At 60.1% G+C, this 23,478-nt stretch carries 17 protein-coding genes; 6 read left to right on the top strand and 11 right to left on the bottom strand.

The window, feature by feature from the left end; genetic code table 11:
- Positions 1 to 308 precede the first annotated feature (308 nt).
- Entirely contained in the window at positions 309 to 668 is a 360-nt protein-coding gene (gene queD / locus ACMGG9_RS02460; RefSeq protein WP_004932638.1) for a 6-carboxytetrahydropterin synthase QueD, read from the top strand.
- 26 nt (positions 669 to 694) lie between these two features.
- Here queD and ACMGG9_RS02455 read toward each other — a convergent pair whose 3' ends face one another.
- A complete protein-coding gene (locus ACMGG9_RS02455; protein WP_049866645.1) occupies positions 695 to 1,204 on the bottom strand; it encodes a GNAT family N-acetyltransferase in 510 nt (169 codons plus the stop codon).
- Positions 1,205 to 1,247: 43 nt separating this feature from the next.
- Positions 1,248 to 1,919, bottom strand: a complete 672-nt coding sequence (gene queE / locus ACMGG9_RS02450) for a 7-carboxy-7-deazaguanine synthase QueE (RefSeq protein ID WP_033641878.1) — start codon at positions 1,917 to 1,919, stop codon at positions 1,248 to 1,250.
- A 327-nt stretch (positions 1,920 to 2,246) separates the two neighbouring features.
- Between queE and ACMGG9_RS02445 the strand changes: the two genes are divergently transcribed.
- The 4 genes from ACMGG9_RS02445 (at position 2,247) to ACMGG9_RS02430 (ending at position 8,683) form a co-directional block, all read left to right on the top strand.
- On the top strand, positions 2,247 to 3,587 hold the full coding sequence (locus ACMGG9_RS02445; RefSeq protein ID WP_033641877.1) for an MFS transporter: 1,341 nt from the start codon (positions 2,247 to 2,249) through the stop codon (positions 3,585 to 3,587).
- 375 nt (positions 3,588 to 3,962) lie between these two features.
- Positions 3,963 to 5,654 carry a urocanate hydratase gene (gene hutU / locus ACMGG9_RS02440; protein WP_025159649.1) on the top strand — a complete coding sequence of 564 codons (1,692 nt, stop codon included), beginning with the start codon at positions 3,963 to 3,965 and terminating at the stop codon, positions 5,652 to 5,654.
- Positions 5,651 to 7,186 carry a histidine ammonia-lyase gene (gene hutH / locus ACMGG9_RS02435; RefSeq protein ID WP_025301604.1) on the top strand — a complete coding sequence of 512 codons (1,536 nt, stop codon included), beginning with the start codon at positions 5,651 to 5,653 and terminating at the stop codon, positions 7,184 to 7,186. The genes hutU and hutH overlap by 4 nt, the downstream gene beginning before the upstream one ends.
- A 102-nt stretch (positions 7,187 to 7,288) precedes the next feature.
- The gene (locus ACMGG9_RS02430; RefSeq protein ID WP_033651653.1) at positions 7,289 to 8,683 is read left to right on the top strand and encodes an amino acid permease; all 1,395 of its coding nucleotides are present in this window, start codon (positions 7,289 to 7,291) and stop codon (positions 8,681 to 8,683) included.
- Between the two features lie 36 nt (positions 8,684 to 8,719).
- On the opposite strand, the gene ACMGG9_RS02425 is transcribed toward ACMGG9_RS02430, so the two are convergent.
- From ACMGG9_RS02425 to rlmD, 9 genes are all read right to left on the bottom strand, one after another.
- Positions 8,720 to 9,916, bottom strand: coding sequence for a methionine gamma-lyase (locus ACMGG9_RS02425; protein WP_414161887.1), 1,197 nt, complete (start codon positions 9,914 to 9,916; stop codon positions 8,720 to 8,722).
- Between the two features lie 30 nt (positions 9,917 to 9,946).
- Positions 9,947 to 10,351 carry a hypothetical protein gene (locus ACMGG9_RS02420; RefSeq protein WP_080280870.1) on the bottom strand — a complete coding sequence of 135 codons (405 nt, stop codon included), beginning with the start codon at positions 10,349 to 10,351 and terminating at the stop codon, positions 9,947 to 9,949.
- Positions 10,348 to 11,538: an FAD/NAD(P)-binding oxidoreductase gene (locus ACMGG9_RS02415; RefSeq protein WP_096241898.1), complete on the bottom strand. Its 1,191-nt coding sequence runs from the start codon at positions 11,536 to 11,538 to the stop codon at positions 10,348 to 10,350. Before ACMGG9_RS02415 ends, ACMGG9_RS02420 begins: the two co-directional genes overlap by 4 nt.
- A 284-nt stretch (positions 11,539 to 11,822) precedes the next feature.
- Positions 11,823 to 13,118, bottom strand: coding sequence for a phosphopyruvate hydratase (eno, locus tag ACMGG9_RS02410; protein WP_004932670.1), 1,296 nt, complete (start codon positions 13,116 to 13,118; stop codon positions 11,823 to 11,825).
- A gap of 81 nt (positions 13,119 to 13,199) precedes the next feature.
- Positions 13,200 to 14,837 (bottom strand): glutamine hydrolyzing CTP synthase, encoded by a 1,638-nt coding sequence (pyrG, locus tag ACMGG9_RS02405; RefSeq protein ID WP_004932674.1) that lies wholly within the window; start codon positions 14,835 to 14,837, stop codon positions 13,200 to 13,202.
- A gap of 393 nt (positions 14,838 to 15,230) precedes the next feature.
- On the bottom strand, positions 15,231 to 16,094 hold the full coding sequence (locus ACMGG9_RS02400; protein WP_033651656.1) for a hypothetical protein: 864 nt from the start codon (positions 16,092 to 16,094) through the stop codon (positions 15,231 to 15,233).
- Positions 16,095 to 16,165: 71 nt separating this feature from the next.
- Complete coding sequence (mazG, locus tag ACMGG9_RS02395; protein ID WP_414161886.1) at positions 16,166 to 16,960, bottom strand: nucleoside triphosphate pyrophosphohydrolase; 795 nt, start codon at positions 16,958 to 16,960, stop codon at positions 16,166 to 16,168.
- A gap of 99 nt (positions 16,961 to 17,059) precedes the next feature.
- Positions 17,060 to 19,291, bottom strand: coding sequence for a GTP diphosphokinase (gene relA / locus ACMGG9_RS02390; protein WP_414161885.1), 2,232 nt, complete (start codon positions 19,289 to 19,291; stop codon positions 17,060 to 17,062).
- 9 nt (positions 19,292 to 19,300) lie between these two features.
- Positions 19,301 to 20,650 (bottom strand): 23S rRNA (uracil(1939)-C(5))-methyltransferase RlmD, encoded by a 1,350-nt coding sequence (gene rlmD / locus ACMGG9_RS02385; RefSeq protein ID WP_042783696.1) that lies wholly within the window; start codon positions 20,648 to 20,650, stop codon positions 19,301 to 19,303.
- Positions 20,651 to 20,716: 66 nt separating this feature from the next.
- On the opposite strand from rlmD, the gene barA reads away from it, so the two are divergent.
- On the top strand, positions 20,717 to 23,443 hold the full coding sequence (gene barA, locus ACMGG9_RS02380; protein ID WP_033641870.1) for a two-component sensor histidine kinase BarA: 2,727 nt from the start codon (positions 20,717 to 20,719) through the stop codon (positions 23,441 to 23,443).
- The last annotated feature ends 35 nt before the right edge of the window (positions 23,444 to 23,478 follow it).

Raw genomic sequence — 23,478 nt, 5'->3', positions numbered from 1 at the left:
CAACGATTAAATAAGGGATAGCAATAAATCATAACCAAAATGACTAAGCTGTTTTTCTGGTAAGGGATAACGCTTAAACCGTTAAACAAAGTTTTTTATCCAGATGAAAATAAAGCACTTTTTTTCATCATTTTTTCACCGTTCAACATTTCGGCTCATAACCCCAGCCGATAGGTGCCGCAGACACCAAACAAAAAAAGTGTTAACCGGATGCGTTTGCCGTGGCGGTAGACCATAACGGTATAAATGGCAAGCAGACGCGCTTTCCGGTACTATGCGGCGGTTTTTGAGTCAATGAGGCCGTAATAATGGCAACCACGCTGTTTAAAGATTTTCAGTTTGAAGCCGCACACCGTTTGCCGCATGTGCCGGAGGGCCACAAATGCGGCCGTCTGCATGGGCATTCGTTTATGGTGCGTCTGGAAGTGACCGGTGAAGTGGATCCCCACACCGGTTGGGTGATGGATTTCGCCGAGCTCAAGGCTGTGTTTTCCCCGATCTGGGAGCGGCTGGATCACCATTATCTGAACGATATTCCAGGATTGGAAAATCCCACCAGCGAAGTGCTCGCCGCCTGGATTTGGCAGCAGCTCAAGCCCCAGTTACCGGAACTGACTGCGGTGATGGTGAAAGAGACCTGTACAGCGGGATGCGTATATAAAGGTTGATGCCGTGAGGGTATGTGCAGATACCCTCACACTACCTCGCCTTGCAGATCCAAGCGCCGCGCCGTCCAGGGCCTTTCCGACAGGCTCAGCGCCATTCCCCCGCGATAGACAAACGTTTTGCTCTCGCCATCCTCAATGAACGCCGTCTCGTTTTCCATCGCCCGATAGCCGGCGCCGGTATAGTACTTTTCGCTTACCGCAAACAGTATGGAATACGCGATCCCTTTACTGCGCAAATAGTCATGCGCCTTCACCAGCATGTTTGCGGCCACGCCGCGGCGCCGATGCGTGTGTGCCACGGCCACCAGCCCGATGATGCCGATCACCTCGGCCTCACCGTCAATCAACACCGGCCGCTCATGCACCGCCAGTTGGCCGACGATCGCCTCGCCTTCCGTGGCGGTCACCAGGCAAGCCGGCACCTGCCGCCGATAAAATCCGTCGGTTATCTCGGGGAAAGCGTCGGACAACAGCGAGCGAATCGACCGCAATTCCGCTTCCGTCACCGCCTCGAATGCACGCGATACAATTTTCACCGTAACTCCCGTCCCGTTCGAAGGCCTGCGGCCAATAAAAAACTCAGGCGATATTCAGATATTTGTGGGTCTGCATCGACAGCCGCCAATTGCGCGCAATGCAGGTTTCGATGCACAGGCGGGTCGCCTCTTCTTTCTGGCTGATCGGCTGCAGCGCGATAATGCGCGCCTTATCGTCCTGCAGCGTCGCCAGCAGCGCATCCAGCGCCTCGATATCGCGCTCGCGCGCCACCGGATGCTTCACCTCGTCGGCGCGCCGCAGCGCCTGATCCAGCACCTTCATGCCGCCGCGCATATTCACCTTGGGCGAAACCGTCACCCAGGTGTTGGCGGAGCAGCGAATTTCGTGGGTGCCGCTGGTTTCAATCTGGCAACGGTAGCCGTGCTGTTCGAACAGCTCGGTCAACGGCGCCAGATCGTAGATGCAGGGTTCACCGCCGGTGATCACCACATGGCGCGCGGTGTAACCTTGTTGGCGCATCACCGCCAACAGCTGCTCGGCGCCGGCATTGCCCCAGGCGTCGCTCTCTTCTGTTTTGACCAGGATCCGTTGCAGGTCGACTTCCCGATGGGCTTCCTTTTCCCAGGTATGTTTGGTGTCGCACCAGCTGCACCCTACCGGGCAGCCCTGCAGGCGGATGAAAATGGCCGGAACGCCGGTGAAAAAGCCTTCGCCCTGCAAGGTTTGGAACATCTCGTTGATCGGGTACTGCATCGGTTTCTCAATCTGGAAAAGTAAAAAGCGATTATCGCAGATTCCGGCCCGGCGACCAAACGGCCAAAATTGTATTAAATTTTATCCTCCGCGCCGCCGTCAGCATATCTCACCGCCAATGGCGTTCATTTAATTTGTTAACCGGTCTTTGGCCTTTCATCGGCGGTGCAACCTGCTCCACAGAAAACAACACACAGTTAACAAATAAGATAATTATATTTGACATAAAGCGCCGACGCGCAGATGTATATACAAGCAAACACAAGCCGAGCGCCAGTTTCGGCCACGTTCCATCCATCACGACTACATCTGCGTTTAGAGGGTGCCATGACTCATTCCACCAGCGAGTTAAACATTCAACAGGCCATCGACGACAGCAAGTTTTCGCTGTTTCACTGGACACTGATCATTCTCGGATTTCTGATCCTCGCCATCGACGGTTTCGATACCGCCGCCATGGGCTATATCGCCCCCTCGGTCGCCAAAGACTGGGGCATCGTGAAGCAGGATCTGGGGCCGGTGCTGAGCGCTGCGCTGCTGGGGCTGTCGCTCGGCGCGCTGATCGCCGGGCCGATCTCCGACCGCATCGGCCGCAAGCGCGTGCTGGTGTTTTCCTGCCTGTTCTTCGGCCTGTCGAGCCTGGCCACCGCCTACGCCGGTTCGCTCAACAGCCTTACGCTGTGGCGCTTCCTCACCGGTCTCGGGCTGGGGGCGGCGATGCCCAACGCCATTACCTTGATCTCCGAATACGCGCCGCAGCGCTGCCGTTCGCTGGCGATCAACACCATGTACTGCGGTTTTCCGCTGGGCGCGGCCGGCGGCGGCGCCATTTCATCGTGGCTGATCCCGAACTACGGCTGGCACAGCGTGCTGCTGCTCGGCGCCATCGCGCCGCTGGTATTGACTGTCCTGCTGATCCTGCTGCTGCCGGAGTCGGTTAAATATATGGTTAACCGCGGCCAGGATGCGGCGAAGATCAAGCGCATCGCGCAGCGCTTCGTTAGCCGGAGCCTCGACGGCGTGACGCGTTTTTATCTGTACGAAGAGAAGCTGGCGCAGACCAAGACCAGCGTCGGCCTGCTGTTCAGCCGCCCTTACCTGCTCGGCACGCTGATGCTGTGGCTGACATACTTTATGGGGCTGGTGATCTACTACGTGTTGCTGAGCTGGATGCCAATCCTGATGCAGGGATTGGGCTATCAGTTGGAGCAATCGGCGATGCTCACCTCGCTGTTCACCTTCGGCGGCACGCTGGGCATCCTGGTGGCCGGCTGGTTGATGGACCGCTGGAATGCGCACAAAGTGGTCTCGAGCGGCTTTGTCGTCACCGCCCTGCTGATCGTGGCGATGGCCACCGAGGATAAACAGATCGTGCTGCTGGGCGCCTTCATCTTCCTGATGGGCGTCACCATGAACGGCGCGCAGTCCGGGCTGCAAACGCTGGCGGCGACCTTCTACCCGACCCACAGCCGCGCCACCGGCATCGCCTGGATGCAGGGCATCGGCCGCTTCGGCGGCGTCGCCGGCACCATGATGGGTGCCCAACTGCTGGCTATGCAGTGGGAAGTGCAGAGCATCCTGATGTTCCTGTGCGTGCCGGCGCTGATCGCCGCCATCGCCACGGTGTGCAAGATGAGCCGCAAACCGACGCTGCAGCCGGCCGCCTGACCCTTGCAAGCCCGCCCAAGGCGGGCTTTCTTCCTGCGGTGATAGGGCTTTTTTATCCTCCGCCGTCAACTGTAATCAGACTGTAAAAATATTGTGACTAGCCGCCCAAAAATGAGTCAACTTTAATTCATTTTTGCCGAACAGCTCACTTTTCTCCGGCTTTCCGTACCTGAGACCGGCGATAAAAAATCGCATATCAACCTGATATAAAAAGAAAATAACTTTTTCTTATGCCACTTTTCAGCGGCAACTGGTCAGTGTTGCATATGCTTGTACATACAAGTATATGTTAATAAGCCCTACGCATTGTTATGCCGTGGTACTCATCCCCACCGCGGCATGGAATCTGCACCGATACTGTTTGAGGAAACTGCTGTGACTACAAATAACAAAGTTCGCAATGTCGATGTACGCGCGCCACGCGGCACACAATTAAACGCAAAAAGCTGGCTGACCGAAGCGCCGTTACGCATGCTGATGAACAACCTCGATCCTGAAGTTGCGGAGAACCCACACGAGCTGGTGGTGTACGGCGGCATCGGCCGCGCCGCGCGCGACTGGGATTGCTACGACAAGATCGTCGAAACCCTGAAAACGCTGGAAGAAGACGAAACCCTGCTGGTGCAGTCCGGCAAACCGGTCGGCGTCTTCAAAACCCACAGCAACGCGCCGCGCGTGCTGATCGCCAACTCCAACCTGGTGCCGCACTGGGCAACCTGGGAACACTTCAACGAGCTGGACGCCAAAGGCCTGGCGATGTACGGCCAGATGACCGCCGGCAGCTGGATCTACATCGGCAGCCAGGGCATCGTTCAGGGCACCTATGAAACCTTCGTCGAAGCGGGCCGCCAGCACTACGACGGCAGCCTGCAGGGGCGCTGGGTGCTGACCGCCGGTCTGGGCGGCATGGGCGGCGCGCAGCCGCTGGCCGCGACGCTGGCGGGCGCCTGCTCGCTGAACATCGAATGTCAGCAGAGCCGCATCGATTTCCGTCTGAAAACCCGCTACGTCGATGAGCAGGCCAAAGATCTGGACGACGCGCTGGCCCGCATCAAGAAATACACCTCAGAAGGCAAAGCCATCTCCATCGCTCTGTGCGGCAACGCGGCGGAAATCCTGCCTGAGCTGGTGCGCCGCGGCGTGCGCCCGGACATGGTCACCGACCAGACCAGCGCCCACGATCCGCTGAACGGCTACCTGCCGAAGGGCTGGAGCTGGGAAGAGTATCGCCAGCGCGCGCAAACCGAGCCGGCCAAAGTGGTCGCCGCCGCCAAGCAATCGATGGCCGATCACGTCAAAGCCATGCTGGCGTTCCAGCAGATGGGCGTGCCGACCTTCGACTACGGCAACAACATTCGCCAGATGGCGAAAGAAACCGGCGTCGACAACGCCTTCGACTTCCCGGGCTTCGTGCCGGCCTACATCCGTCCGCTGTTCTGCCGCGGCATCGGGCCGTTCCGCTGGGCGGCGCTGTCCGGCGATCCGCAGGACATCTACAAAACCGACGCCATGGTGAAAGAGCTGATCCCGGATGACGAGCACCTGCACCGCTGGCTGGACATGGCGCGCGAGCGCATCAGCTTCCAGGGCCTGCCGGCGCGCATCTGCTGGGTTGGCCTCGGCCAGCGCGCCAAGCTGGGCCTGGCGTTCAACGAGATGGTGCGCCGCGGCGAACTGTCCGCTCCGATCGTCATCGGCCGCGACCACCTGGATTCCGGCTCCGTTTCCAGCCCGAACCGTGAAACCGAAGCGATGAAAGACGGCTCCGATGCCGTTTCCGACTGGCCGCTGCTGAACGCGCTGCTGAATACCGCCAGCGGCGCCACCTGGGTTTCCCTGCACCACGGCGGCGGCGTCGGCATGGGCTTCTCCCAACACTCCGGCATGGTTATCGTCTGCGACGGCACCGACGAAGCCGCCGAGCGCATCGCCCGCGTCCTGCACAATGACCCGGCTACCGGGGTCATGCGTCACGCCGACGCCGGTTACGATATCGCTATCGACTGCGCCCGCGAGCAAGGCCTGAACCTGCCGATGGTTGCCGCGACCCAAGGAGAAAAAGCATGAAAGCGCTGACTATTCGCCCTGGCAAACTGACGCTGGCCCAGCTACGCGACGTGTATCAACACCCGGTGACGCTGACGCTGGACGACAACGCCTACGGCCCTATCCAGCAGAGCGTGGCCTGCGTGGAACGCATCGTTGAAGAAAACCGCACCACTTACGGCATCAACACCGGGTTTGGCCTGCTGGCTTCGACCCGCATCGCCCGCGACGATTTGGAAAACCTGCAGCGTTCGATCGTGCTGTCACACGCCGCCGGCGTGGGCGAGCCCACCGACGACAATCTGGTGCGCCTGATCATGGTGCTGAAAATCAACAGCCTGTCGCGCGGCTTCTCCGGCATTCGTCTGGAAGTCATCCAGGCGCTGATCGCGCTGGTCAACGCCGAAGTTTATCCGCATATCCCGCTGAAGGGCTCGGTCGGCGCCTCCGGCGACCTGGCGCCGCTGGCGCACATGAGCCTGGTGCTGCTGGGCGAAGGCCAGGCGCGTCATCAGGGCCAATGGCTGCCGGCGACCGAAGCGCTGGCCAAGGCCGGTCTGAAACCGCTGACGCTGGCGGCGAAAGAGGGCCTGGCGCTGCTGAACGGCACTCAGGTCTCCGCCGCCTTCGCGCTGCGCGGCCTGTTCGACGCGGAAGACCTGTTCGCCGCCGCGACCGTGGCGGGCAGCCTGACGGTGGAAGCGGCGCTGGGCTCCCGCAGCCCGTTCGATGCGCGTATCCATGAGGTGCGCGGCCAGCGCGGCCAGATCGACGCCGCCCTCGCCTACCGCCACCTGCTCGGCGCGCGCAGCGAAGTCTCCGACTCGCACCGCAACTGCGAAAAAGTGCAGGATCCTTACTCCCTGCGCTGCCAGCCGCAGGTAATGGGCGCCTGCCTGACGCAGATCCGCCAGGCCGCCGAGGTGCTGGAAATCGAAGCCAACGCCGTCTCCGATAACCCGCTGGTGTTCGCCGAACAGGGCGACGTGCTGTCCGGCGGCAACTTCCACGCCGAACCGGTAGCGATGGCCGCCGATAACCTGGCGCTGGCGTTTGCCGAAATCGGTTCGCTGTCCGAACGCCGCATCTCGCTGATGATGGACAAACACATGTCGCAACTGCCGCCGTTCCTGGTGGAAAACGGCGGCGTGAACTCCGGCTTCATGATCGCTCAGGTCACCGCCGCGGCGCTGGCCAGCGAAAACAAAGCGCTGGCGCATCCGTCGAGCGTCGACAGCATCCCGACCTCCGCCAACCAGGAAGACCACGTCTCCATGGCGCCGGCCGCCGGTCGCCGTCTGTGGAGCATGGCGGACAACGTGCGCGGCATTCTGGCGGTCGAATGGCTGGCCGCCTGCCAGGGCCTGGATTTCCGCAACGGCCTGAAGACCTCGGAAGGTCTGGAGCAGGCGCGCCGTCTGCTGCGCGAGCATGTCAGTTTCTACGACAAGGATCGTTTCTTCGCCCCCGACATTGAAGCCGCCAGCCAACTCTTGGCGGCCGGTCACCTGACATCGCTGCTGCCTGCGGCGCTGCTGCCTAGCCAGGCATAATCATCACACACTGAATCACGCAGTTTGTTCTGCCACGCCGGGTGCGTTCCACCCGGTGCGGGCAGCGCGTGCCTGTTCGGCAAACACTTAACGGGAAACAACATGCGTAACGAAACGACACAACTCAGACGCGGACTAAACGCGCGGCATATCCGTTTCATGGCTCTCGGCTCGGCGATCGGCACCGGCCTGTTCTACGGCTCCGCCGGCGCCATCCAACTGGCTGGCCCGGCGGTGCTGCTGGCCTATCTGGTGGGCGGCGCGGCGGTATTCATGGTGATGCGCGCGCTGGGTGAAATGGCGGTGCATCAGCCGGTTTCCGGCTCGTTCGGCCACTACGCCAGCCACTATCTCGGCCCGCTGGCCGGGTTCCTCACCGGCTGGACCTACACCTTCGAAATGGTGATCGTCGCCCTGGCGGACGTCACCGCCTTCGGCATCTATATGGGGCTGTGGTTCCCGGACGTCGCTCAGTGGGTTTGGGTGCTCAGCATCATCCTGTTTATCGGCGCGCTCAACCTGTGCAGCGTCAAGGTCTTCGGCGAGCTGGAGTTCTGGCTGTCGCTGGTCAAGGTCGCCGCCATCGTGGCGATGATCGTCGGCGGTGCAGCGGTGATGCTGTTCGGTTTCGGGCAAACCCAGCACGCCACCGGCATCAGCAACCTGTGGCAACACGGCGGCTTTATGCCTAACGGCATCGGCGGCGTGGTCGCGTCATTGGCGGTGGTGATGTTCGCCTTCGGCGGCATCGAGATCATCGGCATTACCGCCAGCGAGGCGAAAGACCCCGCCAAAGTGCTGCCGAAGGCGATCAACGCCGTGCCGGTGCGCATCCTGCTGTTTTACGTGCTGACGCTGACGGTGCTGATGGCGATCTATCCGTGGAACAGCATCGGCCAGAACGGCAGCCCGTTCGTTGAGATCTTCAGCAACCTCGGCATCAGCTCCGCCGCCAACGTGCTGAACGTGGTAGTGATCACCGCCGCCATTTCGGCCATCAACAGCGATATCTTCGGCGCCGGCCGCATGATGTACGGCATGGCGCAGGACGGCCAGGCGCCGCGCAGCTTCACCAAACTGACCGCCAGCGGCGTGCCGTGGATGACGGTGCTGGTGATGTCGGTCGCCCTGCTGTTGGCGGTGGTGCTCAACTACCTGATCCCGGAGAAGGTCTTCATGATCATCGCTTCGATCGCCACCTTCGCCACCGTCTGGGTGTGGCTGATGATCCTGCTGTCGCAGATCGTCATGCGCCGCACGCTGTCGCCGGAAGAAACGCGCCAGTTGAGCTTCCCGGTGCCGTGGTGGCCGGTGGCGCCGGCATTGGCGACCGCCTTTATGGCGTTCGTCATCGGCCTGCTCGGCTATTTCGAAGAGAGCCGCATCGCGCTGTACGTCGGGCTGGTGTGGATCGCTTTACTCACCGTGGCTTACTGGCTGTGGGTGCGCAAGAAAGGCGGCGGTTCGCCGGTGACCGCGGCGACGCAACAGATGTAACGCTCGCTTCTGCTAAAACCCGCTGCGGCGGGTTTTTTATTGCGCCTGCGCCAACGCCTGCAGGATATCCGCCTGCAGATCGTCAAACGCCTCCAGCCCGGCGGACAACCGCACCAGCCCCTCGCTGATGTGGTGCCGTTTTCGCTCTTCCGGCGTGTAGGCCGAGTGCGTCATGCTGGCCGGGTGCTGCGCCAGGCTTTCGCAATCGCCCAGGCTGACCGCGCGCAAGATGAGCTGCAGCGCGTTGAGGAAACGAATGCCCGCACGCAAGCCGCCCCGTAGCTCAAACGCCAGCATGCCGCCGGGGCGCGCCATTTGCCGCTGCGCCAACGCATGCTGCGGGAAGTTCGCCAGGCCGGGGTAATATACCCGCTCGACCGCCGGATGCTCCGCCAACATCTCCGCCAGGCGCTGCGCGTTATCGCAATGACGATCCATGCGCAGCGGCAGGGTTTTCATCCCGCGCAGCACCAGCGCGGCATCCTGCGCCGACAGTACCGCCCCGGTCATGTCCTTTAGCCCCTCCAGACGGATCGCTTCGGCCAACGCCTGACGCGTCACCGCTATTCCGGCCAGGAGATCGCCGTGTCCGCCGAGGTACTTGGCCGCCGAGTGCACCACGATATCGGCGCCTAGCGCCAAAGGCCGCTGCAGATAGGGCGTGCAATAGGTGTTGTCCACCAGCAACAGCGCCTGATGCCGATGGGCAATCTCCGCCACGGCGGCGATATCGATCAAACGCATATTGGGATTGGCCGGCGTTTCGCAATACACCAGGCGGGTACGCGGTCCAATGGCCGCCGCCAGCCGCTCCGGCCGGGTCAGATCAACGTGGGTTATCTTGACGCCAAAGTGCGCCAGGCCATGATGAAAGTAGCTGAAGGTGCAACCATACACGGTTTCGTCGACAATCAGCTCATCGCCCGGTCTGAGCAGCGTCCAGCAACAGGCGGTGATCGCCCCCATGCCGGAAGCGAACGCCACCGCCGCCTCCCCCTCCTCCAGGTTGGCGATGCGTTGCTCGAGCAGGTTTAACGTCGGATTGGCGATGCGCGAGTAAAAGTACCCCGGCTCGGTGCCGGCAAAGCAGGCGCCGCCGTATTCCGCAGTGGGAAAAGCAAACGTAGAGCTCATAAACACCGGCGGAGACAGTGCCCCCTGATACCGCTGCGGATCGTAGCCGTAATGAATAGCCCGGGTGGCAAAGTCGTGGCCAACTGCTGTAGCGGACATAACACAACTCCTTACCTGAGTGGGTGAAGCTTAATTTTTTGATTCATCCGAAAGGGCCGGCGGCAATGCGCTGTCTCGCGTGCGCTGGCCGATGATTTGTAAAGTACGCAGCAGCAGCGTCAACCCCAGCAGGGTATCCGGCTGCTTCAGCAAGGCGTACAGCGCGCGAAAACTGGCCGGCGGAGGATTCAATTGCAGCTCGCTGTGCGCCATCTGCAGCGCCGTTCCGCCTTCCCAACCGATGGTCACCAAACCTTCAAAGACGCCGGCCAGTTTCTCCACCAGCGCGTTGTCGGCGATGTCCACCGCGTCCGACAGCAGCGACAACAGATCGACCACGTTATCCAAACGGCCGCCCGCCAGCAGCGGCTGCAGTTTCTCGAGCAACGCCGCCAATGATTGCAGGTCAGCCGCGTGCACCGTGCTTTCCGTCATATCAGCCCCCTTACCGTGGCCCAGTAAAGGCCGCGGTTGAACCCGTTGCGCAGCATGCCGCCCGCCTTGGTGGCGGGCGTCGGCAGCACGTCGTGACGGTAGTCGTACACCAGCGGCATGCCGGCATTCAGCCCCATTTGCGCGACCGCCTGCACCTTGCCGTCATAATGGCTCACGGTTTGGCCCAGCCGCATTTCCGCCACGATGTTGTCGGCAATGACCGGCGCCTGATTATGGCAAGAGCCGCCGGCCTTGCTGACCGGCAAATCCACGGTATCGCCTATGACATACACCCCCTGCTGGCCGTAGACCTGCAGCGTTTGATGATCGGTCGGCAGCCAGCCTTCGCCGTTTTGGCTCTCGCTCAACCCGGTATTGCGCACCGCCTCCACTGCACGGATGGGCGGCGTCGCCATCAGAATGTCGAACGGCTGTTCTTCCCCCTCGGCGGAATAGGCGATGTTGCGCTGAGCGTCCACCCGGCTGAGGGTAAACCCACGCTGGTGGCGAATGTCGCGCGCGGCAAAAATAGCGGGTAGCGCTTCGCCGGTCGGGCGCTGTAAAAACAGACAGTTGCGCAGCAGTTGAGAAATGGTTGGGTAGGTATAAACGATCTCCACCGCCTTGCGCACGCCGCGCCGCCGCAGGTAGTCGTCCAGCATCAGGGTGGTTTCAATCGGCGCGATGCCGCACTGATGGGGCACATTAGGCGTTTCAGGGAAGGACACGGTGATGAAAATGCGGCCTTTCTCGATCGTCGCCAGCTTATGCGCCAACCGCCGCGCGGCCTGATACTGGTAGAAATGATCGCCCGCCTGCGCCAACCCTTCGATGCGCTCCGGCCAGGGCACGCAGCCGGTGGCGAAAACCAGGAAGTCATACGGATAATGCTTGCCGCTTTGCGTAATGATATACCGCTGTTTTAAATCAAAAGATTCCGCTTTATCGACGACAAACTGTATTTCCGGCCGCAATAAACTCCGCTGTGAACGCGTGAGCTCCTGCTTGAAAAAATTATTGAATGCAACATACATAAACGCCGGCTTGTAATAATGCAGCGGCGAATCCGAAATCATTAATAACTCAACTTTATTATTGAGAATTTCCCTGTGCAATTTCACGGCCAGCAGATTGGCTAGCATGGTGCCGCCGGTTCCACCGCCGACAATGACGACTCGCTGTCGCATCTGGCCCTCCCCCAGCCGAACCCCGGCAGTATGAAAGAACGCATTACGATGATGGCGATATTTAACGGCAAGAAAAAAATAACGCCGCCTTATTGGCAGTCTAGTAACGAATAATTATAAAGCAAATAAAAACGGAATATAAAAACCGGCAAGAAAACTGCACAATAAATTTATTAGGGTAAACGCAGCGATTGTTAATAAATAAAGCAGGCTTAACATCGGGACGTCAGCCATAAAAAAACCCGCCGCGGCGGGTTTTTATTTAGCAACCGAATCGGTCGAACTTACTGGCCTTTAACTTCTTTCAGGCCGTTGAACGGCGCACGGTCACCCAGCGCTTCTTCGATGCGGATCAGTTGGTTGTACTTGGCAACGCGGTCAGAACGGCTCATGGAACCGGTTTTGATCTGGCCAGCTGCAGTCCCTACCGCCAGGTCGGCGATGGTTGCGTCTTCGGTTTCACCGGAACGGTGAGAGATCACCGCAGTGTAGCCGGCGTCTTTCGCCATCTTGATAGCCGCCAGCGTTTCGGTCAGAGAACCGATCTGGTTGAACTTGATCAGGATGGAGTTAGCGATGCCTTTCTCGATGCCTTCTTTCAGGATCTTGGTGTTGGTCACGAACAGGTCGTCGCCCACCAGCTGAATTTTGTCGCCCAGCACTTTGGTCTGGTAAGCGAAGCCCGCCCAGTCGGATTCATCCAGGCCGTCTTCGATAGACACGATTGGGTACTGTTTGGTCAGCTCTTCCAGGAAGTGAGTGAACTCTTCGGAAGTGAAGGCTTTGTTGCCTTCGCCGGCCAGCACGTATTTACCGTCTTTGTAGAATTCGGAAGCCGCGCAGTCCATCGCCAGAGTGACGTCTTTGCCCAGCTCGTAGCCCGCCGCTTTTACCGCTTCAGCGATAACCGCCAGCGCTTCGGCGTTGGAACCCAGGTTTGGCGCGTAGCCGCCTTCGTCGCCCACGGCGGTGTTCATGCCTTTGGCTTTCAGAACTTTCGCCAGGTGGTGGAACACTTCGGAACCGATGCGCACCGCTTCTTTCAGGGTCTTCGCGCCAACCGGCTGAATCATGAATTCCTGAATGTCGACGTTGTTGTCAGCGTGCTCGCCGCCGTTGATGATGTTCATCATCGGCAGTGGCATGGAGAATTTGCCTGGGGTGCCGTTCAGTTCAGCGATGTGCTCGTACAGCGGCATGCCTTTAGAGGCTGCGGCCGCTTTCGCTGCTGCCAGGGAAACCGCCAGAATGGCGTTGGCGCCGAAGTTGGATTTGTTTTCGGTGCCGTCCAGCTCGATCATGATCTTGTCGATGTTCGCCTGGTCTTTGGCATCTTTACCCAGTACTGCCTGAGCAATCGGACCGTTTACTGCAGCAACGGCTTTCAGTACGCCTTTACCCAGGAAACGAGACTTGTCACCGTCACGCAGTTCCAGCGCTTCGCGGGAACCGGTAGAAGCACCTGACGGCGCAGCAGCCAGGCCGACGAAACCGCCTTCCAGATGAACTTCGGCTTCAACAGTCGGGTTACCGCGGGAGTCGATGATTTCACGACCGATGACTTTAACGATTTTGGACATTAGGTTTTCCTCAGTACAAGTTAAACTAAAACTCCAGACAAACAGCGCGCGGTTCTCACCGCGCGCCGCCTACCAAATATTTTATTTCACCTGGCGCTTCTGATGCTCGCCTGCGGCTTTCACGAAGCCGGCGAACAGCGGATGCCCATCACGCGGCGTCGATGTAAATTCCGGGTGGAATTGACAGGCCACAAACCACGGGTGATTCGGCAGTTCAATGATCTCGACCAGCTTGTTGTCGGCGGAACGACCGGCGACACGCAGCCCTGCGGCTTCGATCTGCTTCAACAGCATGTTGTTAACTTCGTAACGGTGACGATGACGCTCGACAATGGTCGGTTCGCCGTACAGCTGACGCACCAGGCTGTTGTCGCTCAGGTTGCACTGTTGGCCACCTACGCGCATCGTGCCGCCCAAATCGCTTTCTTCGCTGCGCACTTCGACGTTGCCGTCTTCATCGCGCCATTCGGTGATCAACGCCACCACCGGGTACTTACAGTCTGGCATAAACTCGGTGGAGTTGGCGTTCTCCATCCCCGCCACGTTGCGAGCGAACTCCATCAACGCCACCTGCATGCCCAGGCAAATGCCCAGGTAAGGAATGTTGTTCTCGCGCGCATAGCGTGCGGTCATCACTTTGCCTTCCACGCCGCGGTAGCCGAAGCCGCCCGGGATCAGGATCGCGTCCAGCCCTTTCAGCACTTCCACGCCGCGGGTTTCCACGTCCTGCGAGTCGATCAGCTTGATGTTCACGGTCAGACGGTTTTTCAGCCCGCCGTGCTTCAGCGCTTCGATCACCGACTTGTAGGCGTCCGGCAACTCAACGTATTTGCCGACCATACCGATGGTCACTTCGCCGCCCGGATTGGCTTCTTCGTAGATCACCTGTTCCCATTCGGCCAGGTTGGCTTCCGGCGCGTTCAGGCTGAATCGTTTACAAATATAATCGTCCAGCCCCTGAGATTTCAATAGGCCTGGGATTTTATAAATAGAATCAACGTCTTTCAGAGAGATAACCGCTTTTTCCGGCACGTTGCAGAAAAGCGCGATTTTCGCGCGTTCGTTAGCAGGAACCGCGCGGTCGGAACGGCAAATCAGCACATCAGGCTGAATACCGATGGAAAGCAGCTCTTTTACGGAATGCTGGGTCGGCTTGGTTTTCACTTCGCCCGCCGCCGCCATGTACGGCACCAGCGTCAGGTGCATGTACAGGGTGTGCTCGCGGCCCACTTCCACCGCCATCTGACGGATGGCTTCGAGGAACGGCAGCGATTCGATATCGCCGACGGTGCCGCCGATTTCCACCAGCACCACATCGTGGCCTTCGCCGCCTTCGATGATGCGTTCTTTGATCGCGTTGGTGATGTGCGGAATGACCTGCACGGTCGCGCCCAGATAGTCGCCGCGGCGTTCTTTACGCAGCACGTCGGAGTAGATGCGGCCGGTGGTGAAGTTGTTGCGACGCGACATTTTGGTGCGGATGAAGCGCTCGTAGTGACCCAAATCCAGATCGGTTTCTGCGCCGTCTTCGGTGACGAAAACTTCCCCATGCTGAATCGGGCTCATGGTGCCCGGATCCACGTTGATGTACGGGTCCAGTTTCATGATGGTAACGTTGAGGCCACGGGCTTCAAGAATAGCCGCCAGAGAGGCTGCGGCAATGCCTTTACCCAGAGAGGATACGACCCCGCCGGTCACAAAAATATAATTAGTTGTCATGCTGAACCTGAGAGTTTAGGTTTAAAGACGATGGAAGAACCAGGACGGGAAAGTAGTATACCCGAACCTCTCCTGACCTACAAACGATCGTTTTGCTGTCCATCATCTCGGCCGCCCTCCCGTGTTCATCAGGGTTTACTCCGCCGGCGCGCCCAAAACCCTCCAGGAAATACAAAGAGTTAGCGGAGAAAATTTCTTTTTACCGCCCCTCTCGAACGATAAAACACCTTAGATTTCAGTTTGTTGGCCTTTTGCTGCCGACGGCAGCCCTGCGCCTGTGACCTGACCGTAAGCTTAACCGTTTCAGCTCGAGTGAACCTTGTCGTCGATCAACATTGTAGCGGCGGTTCAGCTTCCCTAAACCCGATTAGCCTGGGATCGAGGCGCATCGGGTTAACGACTGATGTAGAGCCTGCGTTCAGGCATATCAATAATCACACGATGACCCCGCATAAAGCCCATCCCCAGCAGACCATCAAAACCCAGCGCCTCAGACGTTGGGCCTTCGGTAACGATGGCCAAATCGTTGTGATGCCGGCCCCGGCGATCGGTCAAGGTGAATCTGGTCACTCGGCAATCCAGGTTCTCGGCCTCAGGCTCAATGGAACGACAGCCGGAAAACAAGAGGCCAGCCGGCAGGCCTGCGGCAAACAAAAGAGAATGGCTGGCGCCGGTATCAACAATCAGGCGCAACGGTTTATTGCCAACGAAGGCCGTCACGCTCAGCCCCTCATCGGTCTGTTCGAATGGATATGAAGCCCATATTGCAATGTCTGAAGGCAGATGAGTCAACATTTGCAAGCGGTCGTTTTCGAAATCCATCAGCACCTTTCGATCGCGGAACAACCCAAGCCCCATCACTTCACTTACCGGCAGCTCGTTTCCCAGGCTGAGTCCCCAGGGCTTAAAACTCACCGCTTCGACGTCGTTAAACGGGATATTGCCAATGAACAGCCGACTAATCCGCCAGGCAGACACCTGATTTTCACCGCCAGAGAGATCTCTCAACCGCCGAGGCGCCAGCCGCACCGCCTTCAGACTCGGTTGCTCGACCAGACGCTCCAGATCGTGTTGATAAAGGTGTATCCCTTCTGAGCTGCCGGTATCCAGCATGAGCGTGTGTAACCGGTTATCGATCTGCACATCGACTAATGGCAGCCTGCGTTCATCATACCGCAGCCGCCCAACATCAGCAGGAGGAGACGCCATGCTGAAACCGGGGAAAAAACATGCTAAAAGCATTAGCCTCTTGATCATGACGCCACCTTCCTTTGTCTGCGCGGAACGTCCTTCATGTTCACCCCGGCGCCATGAACGCCGGAAGCGCATCAGATTTCAGATTTCTTCACCTGCTGCCAGGCATCTTCCATCTGCTCCAGCGTGGCGTCTTCCAAGCGTAGCCCGCGTTGCTTGACGATCGCCTCCACCTCGCGGAAGCGGCGTTCGAACTTGCGGTTGGCCGCCTGCAATGCGTTCTCGGCCTTGTGGCCCAAATGGCGCGAGAGGTTCACCGTGGCGAACAGCAGATCGCCGATCTCCTCTTCCAGCTTGCTCTCATCGACCACCGCCTGGCGGGCTTCGTGCATCACTTCGTCGATCTCTTCATACACTTTGTCCAGCACCGGGCCCAGCGTGTTCCAGTCGAAGCCGACCGAGGCGCAGCGTTTTTGGATCTTGTGCGCCTTCATCAACGCCGGCAACGCCTGCGGAATGTCGTCCAGCACCGAGTGCAACGCTTTTTCGGCGCGCTCGCCGGCCTTGAGCTGCTCCCAGCGCGCCGCCACGGCTTCGCTGTCTCCGCCCTCGGCGTCGCCGAAGATGTGCGGATGACGGCGCTCCAGCTTGTCGCTGATGGCGGTGCACACCTCATCAAAATCGAACAGCCCCTGTTCCTGCCCCATCTGAGCGTAGAACACCACCTGGAACAGCAAGTCGCCCAGTTCGTCGCGCAGATCGGCGTAGTCCCGCCGTTCGATGGCGTCCAGCACTTCGTAAGTCTCTTCCAGCGTGTAGGGCGCGATGGTGGCGAAGGTTTGCTTACGGTCCCATGAGCAACCGTTCTGAGGGTCGCGCAGCGTTTTCATGATGTTCAGCAGGCGCTGCAGCGGAGTGGATTGGGTCATAAAAAATCTCTGAGAAAATGGGGGCGCACGGACATGTCCGCCGGAACTGATGGAGTTCGGGCCGCATCGACCTCGGATGCGGCCCGAAAGGCGCAGGAGTTAGTTGCCGTGCAGACGCTTGGCGTCTATCACGTCCGGCAGCTGGTTCAGCTTCGCCAGCACCCGGCCCAGCACCTGCTGGTTATAAATTTCGATGTCCATATCGATGGTGGCCAACTGCTTCTTGGTATCGCTGCGGCTGGCGACGCCCAGCACGTTGACCTTTTCGTTGGCCAGAATGGTGGTGATATCGCGCAGCAGCCCGCTGCGATCGTTGGCCATCACGCGCACCACCAGCGAATAACCGCTGGAGTAGCTTTCGCCCCACACCGCATCGACGATGCGCTCCGGCGCATGCGATTGCAAATCGGCCAGCTGATCGCAGTCCGCACGGTGGATCGAGATGCCGCGCCCCTGGGTGATAAAGCCGACGATGTCGTCGCCCGGGATCGGTTGGCAGCAGCGGGCGATGTGGTGCATCAGGTTGCCCACGCCCTCCACCACCACGCGGCCGTTATCCTTGTTGCGGGCCGGCGGCGGCGCTTTCTGCTGCACCAGCTGGCGCAGCGCCTCGCGATCCTGCTCTTCGGCGCTCGGCTTGTTGAACTTGCCCTGCAGGTAATTCACCATCTGGTTCAGGCGAATGTCCCCGCCGCCGATCGCCGCCAGCACCTCATCCAGCGAGTTCATGTTGTAGCGCGGGATCAGCAGCTTCTCGGCCTCTTTCAGACTGATGCCGAGGTGTTCCAGCTCGTTGTCCAGCATCTGGCGGCCGGCAAGAATGTTCTTGTCGCGATCCTGCTTGCGGAACCAGTTGTGGATCTTCGAGCGCCCGCGGCTGGTGGTCACGTAGCCCAGGTTCGGGTTCAGCCAGTCGCGGCTCGGGTTCGGCTGTTTCTGGGTGATGATCTCAATCTGATCGCCCATCTTCAGCTGATAGGTAAACGGCACGATGCGGCCGCCGATCTTGGCGCCGATGCAGCGGTGACCAACGTCGCTGTGAATGTGGTAGGCGAAATCGAGCGGCGTGGAGCCGGCCGGCAGATCGACCACGTCGCCTTTCGGGGTAAAGACATAGACCCGATCGTCGAACACCTGACTGCGCACTTCGTCGAGCATCTCGCCGGAGTCCGCCATCTCTTCCTGCCAGGCGATCAGCTTACGCAGCCAGGCGATGCGTTCTTCATAGCCGGAGCGCACGGTAACCCCCGCGCCCTCTTTGTACTTCCAGTGCGCGGCCACCCCCAGTTCGGCGTCTTCGTGCATTTGCCGGGTGCGGATCTGAATCTCGACGGTTTTGCCGCGCGGCCCCAGCACCACGGTGTGGATCGACTGGTAGCCGTTGGGTTTGGGGTTGGCGACGTAGTCGTCGAACTCATCCGGCAGATGGCGGAAGTGGGTATGCACGATGCCCAATGCCGCATAGCAATCCTGCAGACGCTCCGCCACGATGCGCACCGCGCGCACGTCGAACAGTTCGTCGAACGCCAGGTGCTTTTTCTGCATCTTGCGCCAGATGCTGTAGATGTGTTTCGGCCGGCCGTAGATCTCCACCCGAATGCCTTCTTTGGCCATCTCGGCGCGCAGCCCGGCGACGAAATCGTCGATGAACTGTTCGCGATCGATGCGGCGCTCATGCAGCAGCTTGGCGATGCGCTTGTATTCTTCCGGGTGCAGGTAGCGGAAGCAGAAATCCTCCAGCTCCCACTTCAGTTGGCCGATGCCGAGCCGGTTAGCCAACGGCGCATAGATGTTGGAACATTCTTTCGCCGCCAGCACGCGTTCGTCTTCCGGCGCGTCTTTCACCTCGCGCAGGTGAGCGATGCGCTCCGCCAGCTTGATGACGACGCAGCGGAAATCCTCCACCATCGCCAGCAGCATGCGGCGCACGTTATCGACCTGTTCGGAGGCCATCGAATCGTTTTGGGTGGCTTTCAGTTGGCGAATGGCGTCCATGTCCCGCACGCCATGCACCAGGGCGACGATGCCCTTGCCGAACGTTTCCGTCAGGACCTCTTCCTGCACGATGCCGGCATCCACCAGCGGGAACAGCAGCGCGGCGCGCATGCTGTCGTTGTCCATGCTCAGCGTCGAGAGGATTTCCACCATCTCCAGGCCGCGCCACAACAGCAGCGAGGCGTCGGGATGGTTTTGGGTCTGCTGCTCACAATAACACCAGGTTGCGGCCAATCGCTCACATGACTGCGGGTTGGGTAGCCCCAAGCCGGCGATCCACTCATCGAGAGCGAACTCACCCGCCGTATTCAGATGTGCACTTCTTACCGCAACCATAACTTCTCCCTACTTTGCAGCGACCTCTGGCGCGCGCTCGTTGATAAACAGCGCCATTGATTCAAGATGCCCCGTGTGCGGAAACATATCCAACATCCGCACGCGCGCAAGACGATAACCGGCGTTCAACAGCACTTTGCTGTCGCGAGCCAGCGTGGTGGGGTTACAGGAAACATACACCACCCGCGCCGGCGCCAGTTTTACAATGTGTGACATCACCCCGGCCGCACCGGCGCGGGCGGGATCCAGCATCACCTTATCAAACCCTTGTGCTGCCCAAGGTTGCCGCTCAACGTCGTCCTCCAGATTCTCATGGAAGAACGACGCATTATTCAGCTTATTCTTATGTGCATTATATTGCCCATTCGCTATCAGCGTGGCAACACCTTCGATGCCCACCACCGCAGCGGCGCGGCGCGCCAGCGGCAGGGTGAAATTCCCCATGCCGCAGAACAGGTCCAGCACCCGATCATTGGGTTGAATGTCGAGCCATTCAAGGGCCTGCGCCACCATTTGTTGGTTTACGGCGTCATTGACCTGAATAAAGTCGCGCGGACTGAAGTCTAAGCGTAGCCCGTCAACCTGATAATACGGCGTTTCACCGCACAGTTTTTCCACCCGATCGCTGTCCGGCGCCAGATAAACGGCGACCTTTTCCCGCTCGCCAAACGCCAACAGCGCCTGGCGATCCGCCTCTTTCAGGGCATCGAGATGGCGCAGCACCAGCAGCGGGCCGTTATCCGCCAGCACCAGCTCCACATGCCCCAGCCGCCGCACCGCCTGCAGCCCGCTCAGGCAGGCGCGCACCGGCGCCAGCAGCTGTTCCAGCTCCGGGCGCAGCACCGGGCAGTGCTCCACCGCCACCAGCTCGCTGGAGGCCGCCTGTCGAAACCCCATCATCAGGCGCTGCAGCTTCGGCTGCCACGCCAGGCTCAGGCGGGCGCGGCGGCGATAGCCGTATTCCGGGCCGGCGATCACCGGTTCCTGTTGCGGGGTCACCCCGGTTTCGCGGGCGATCATGCGCACCAGCGCCGCCGCCTTGCTCTGCTGTTGCAGCGCCTCATCCGCATGTTGCTGCTGGCAGCCGCCGCACACGCCGAAATGCGGGCAGCGCGGCTCCACCCGCTGCGGGCTGCGGCTCAGCAGGCGCTTGAGCTTGCCTTTGGCGAACTGGCGCTTGTCTTCGGTCAGCTGGATTTCCGCCTGCTCGCCCGGCAATACGCCCGGCACGAACACCGCTTTGCCGTCGTGGCGCGCCACGCCCTGGCCGAAAGGATCGAGATCGCTCACCGTCACGGTGAAGATTTGTGAGCTCTGCCGGGTCGTCACGCGGCGTTTGGGAGAGTAGAATTGCGCCATATTTGTCGATTGTGTGCTGGTTCATTAAGCTAGTGTCAGCTGTCAATTCTCCCACATTGGAATCCCATGACCAAATACAGCCTGCGTGCGCGCATGATGATCCTGATTCTGGCCCCGACCTTGCTGATTGGTTTGCTGCTCAGCACCTTCTTCGTGGTGCACCGCTATAACGAGCTGCAGGAGCAATTGGTCGACGCCGGCGCCAGCATCATCGAGCCGCTGGCGGTAGCCAGCGAGTACGGCATGACGTTCCGCAGCCGCGAATCGGTCAGGCAACTGGTCAGCCTGCTGCACCGCCGCCATTCGGACATCGTGCGGTCGATCACCGTGTTCGATGCGCAGAACAACCTGTTCGTCACCTCCAATTATCACCACAACTTCGCCCAGCTGCAGTTGCCGAAAGGCGTGCCGTTGCCCACCGAACTGATGCTCACCCGGCGCGGCGATTCGCTGATCCTGCGCACGCCGATCCTGTCGGAAAATCAGTATCCGGATGAAACCGCCGACGGCGGCAGCCACCCCGACAACAACCTGGGCTATGTGGCGATCGAGCTGGATCTGCAGTCGGTGCGGCTGCAGCAGTATAAAGAGGTGTTCGTCTCCACCCTGCTGCTGCTGCTGTGCATGTGCATCGCCATCCTGTTCGCTTACCGCCTGATGCGCGACGTGACCGGTCCGATCCGCAACATGGTGAACACCGTCGATCGCATCCGCCGCGGCCAGCTCGACAGCCGCGTGGAGGGCTACATGCTCGGCGAGCTGCACATGCTGAAGAACGGCATCAACTCGATGGCGATGTCGCTCACCGCCTATCACGAAGAGATGCAACAGAACATCGATCAAGCCACGTCTGACCTGCGTGAAACGCTGGAGCAGATGGAGATCCAGAACGTCGAACTGGATCTGGCGAAAAAACGCGCGCAGGAGGCGGCGCGCATCAAGTCCGAATTCCTGGCCAACATGTCGCACGAGCTGCGTACCCCGCTCAACGGCGTGATCGGTTTTACCCGCCAGATGCTGAAAACCGATCTGAGCGCGACCCAAACCGACTATTTGCAGACCATCGAGCGCTCGGCCAACAACCTGCTGACCATCATCAATGACGTGCTGGACTTCTCCAAGCTGGAGGCCGGCAAACTGGTGCTGGAGCATATTCCGTTCGCCCTGCGCGAAACGCTGGACGAAGTGGTGGTGCTGCTGGCCCCCAGCGCACATGACAAAGGGTTGGAGCTGACGCTGGATGTGCACAACGACGTGCCGGAGCAGGTGATCGGCGACTCGCTGCGCCTGCAGCAAATCATCACCAACCTGCTGGGCAACGCCATCAAGTTCACCGAAACCGGCAATATCGATATTCGCGTCGAGCTGCGCAAACAGCTGGAGCGCCGGGTGGAAGTGGAAGTGCAGATCCACGACACCGGCATCGGCATCTCCGAACGCCAGCAGTCGCAGCTGTTCCAGGCGTTCCGTCAGGCGGACGCCAGCATCTCCCGCCGCCACGGCGGCACCGGGCTGGGGTTGGTGATCACGCAAAAGCTGGTGAAGGAGATGGGCGGCGACATCTGCTTCCACAGCCAGCTGAATCGCGGCTCGACCTTCTGGTTCCACATCACGCTGGATCTGAACGAGGGCATGCTGTCGCTGGCGCCGAACCTGCCGGATCTGAACGGCAAAACGCTCGCCTACATCGAGTCTAACCCGACGGCGGCACAGGCGACGCTCAACATGCTCAGCGTCACGCAGCTGGTGATCACCCACTCGCCGACGCTGGGCCAACTGCCGTCAGGCCATTACGATTTCCTGCTGGCCGGCGTGCCGATCCCGTTCCGCGACAACATGGCGCAGCATCAGGACAAATTGTTGGCCTCGCTGAAGCTGGCCGATCGGGTCATTCTGGCGCTGCCGTGCCAGGCGCAGATCGACGCCGAGCTGCTTAAGCAACAAGGCGCGCTCGGCTGCCTGATCAAGCCTATCACCAGCACGCGTCTGTTCCCGCTGCTGAGAATGGAAACGCCCGATCGGCTCGCCGCCCCGCCTGAGCGCAAACGTCTGCCGCTGACGGTGATGGCGGTCGACGACAACCCGGCCAACCTGAAGCTGATCGGCACGCTGCTGGGCGAACAGGTGGAAAAAACGCTGCTGTGCGAGAGCGGTGAGGAAGCGCTGGCGCTGGCGCGCAACAACGTGCTGGATCTGATCCTGATGGACATTCAAATGCCGAAGATGGACGGCATTCACGCCAGCGAACTGATCCGCCAACTGCCGCACCACAACTCCACGCCGATCGTCGCCGTCACTGCCCATGCCGCCAGCGGCGAACGCGAGCATCTGCTGCAGGCGGGGATGGACGACTACCTGGCCAAGCCGATCGACGAGAAAATGCTGACCCGCGTGCTGTCGCGCTACCACAGCGGCGACGTGGAAAGCGCCGTCGCCGACGATGCCCCGCTGTCGCTCGACTGGCCGCTGGCGCTACGCCAGGCGGCCAATAAACCGGATCTGGCGCGCGATCTGCTGCAAATGCTGCTCGATTTCCTGCCGCAGGTGCGCGAACGGGTGCAGGCGCTGCTCGAGGGGCAACACGACGACGAGATCCTCGACCTGGTCCATAAGCTGCACGGCAGTTGCAGCTACAGCGGCGTGCCGCGCCTCAAGCAGCTGTGTTTCTACCTCGAGCGGCAGCTGCGCCAGGGCATCACCAACGACGAGCTGGAGCCGGAGTGGCTGGAGCTGTTGGATGAGATTGAACTGGTGATCCACGCGGCGCGCGCGCATCTGGCGCAACCGGCCTGAATCCTCATGCCATTGCCATAATGCAAAAAGGCACG

Source organism: Serratia sp. BNK-10, assembly GCF_047456065.1.
Classification (GTDB): domain Bacteria; phylum Pseudomonadota; class Gammaproteobacteria; order Enterobacterales; family Enterobacteriaceae; genus Serratia; species Serratia ureilytica.
The sequence above is the reverse complement of the archived record's forward strand: the minus strand, read 5'-3'. Positions and strand labels throughout refer to the sequence as shown.

What these genes read in the sequence shown, in the direction of transcription:
- queD (WP_004932638.1), top strand. Translation starts at nt 309, where the DNA reads ATGGCAACCACGCTGTTTAAAGATTTTCAGTTTGAAGCCGCACACCGT.
- queE (WP_033641878.1), bottom strand. Translation starts at nt 1,919, where the DNA reads ATGCAGTACCCGATCAACGAGATGTTCCAAACCTTGCAGGGCGAAGGC.
- ACMGG9_RS02445 (WP_033641877.1), top strand. Translation starts at nt 2,247, where the DNA reads ATGACTCATTCCACCAGCGAGTTAAACATTCAACAGGCCATCGACGAC.
- hutH (WP_025301604.1), top strand. Translation starts at nt 5,651, where the DNA reads ATGAAAGCGCTGACTATTCGCCCTGGCAAACTGACGCTGGCCCAGCTA.
- ACMGG9_RS02430 (WP_033651653.1), top strand. Translation starts at nt 7,289, where the DNA reads ATGCGTAACGAAACGACACAACTCAGACGCGGACTAAACGCGCGGCAT.
- ACMGG9_RS02425 (WP_414161887.1), bottom strand. Translation starts at nt 9,916, where the DNA reads ATGTCCGCTACAGCAGTTGGCCACGACTTTGCCACCCGGGCTATTCAT.
- ACMGG9_RS02420 (WP_080280870.1), bottom strand. Translation starts at nt 10,351, where the DNA reads ATGACGGAAAGCACGGTGCACGCGGCTGACCTGCAATCATTGGCGGCG.
- ACMGG9_RS02415 (WP_096241898.1), bottom strand. Translation starts at nt 11,538, where the DNA reads ATGCGACAGCGAGTCGTCATTGTCGGCGGTGGAACCGGCGGCACCATG.
- eno (WP_004932670.1), bottom strand. Translation starts at nt 13,118, where the DNA reads ATGTCCAAAATCGTTAAAGTCATCGGTCGTGAAATCATCGACTCCCGC.
- pyrG (WP_004932674.1), bottom strand. Translation starts at nt 14,837, where the DNA reads ATGACAACTAATTATATTTTTGTGACCGGCGGGGTCGTATCCTCTCTG.
- ACMGG9_RS02400 (WP_033651656.1), bottom strand. Translation starts at nt 16,094, where the DNA reads ATGATCAAGAGGCTAATGCTTTTAGCATGTTTTTTCCCCGGTTTCAGC.
- mazG (WP_414161886.1), bottom strand. Translation starts at nt 16,960, where the DNA reads ATGACCCAATCCACTCCGCTGCAGCGCCTGCTGAACATCATGAAAACG.
- relA (WP_414161885.1), bottom strand. Translation starts at nt 19,291, where the DNA reads ATGGTTGCGGTAAGAAGTGCACATCTGAATACGGCGGGTGAGTTCGCT.
- rlmD (WP_042783696.1), bottom strand. Translation starts at nt 20,650, where the DNA reads ATGGCGCAATTCTACTCTCCCAAACGCCGCGTGACGACCCGGCAGAGC.
- barA (WP_033641870.1), top strand. Translation starts at nt 20,717, where the DNA reads ATGACCAAATACAGCCTGCGTGCGCGCATGATGATCCTGATTCTGGCC.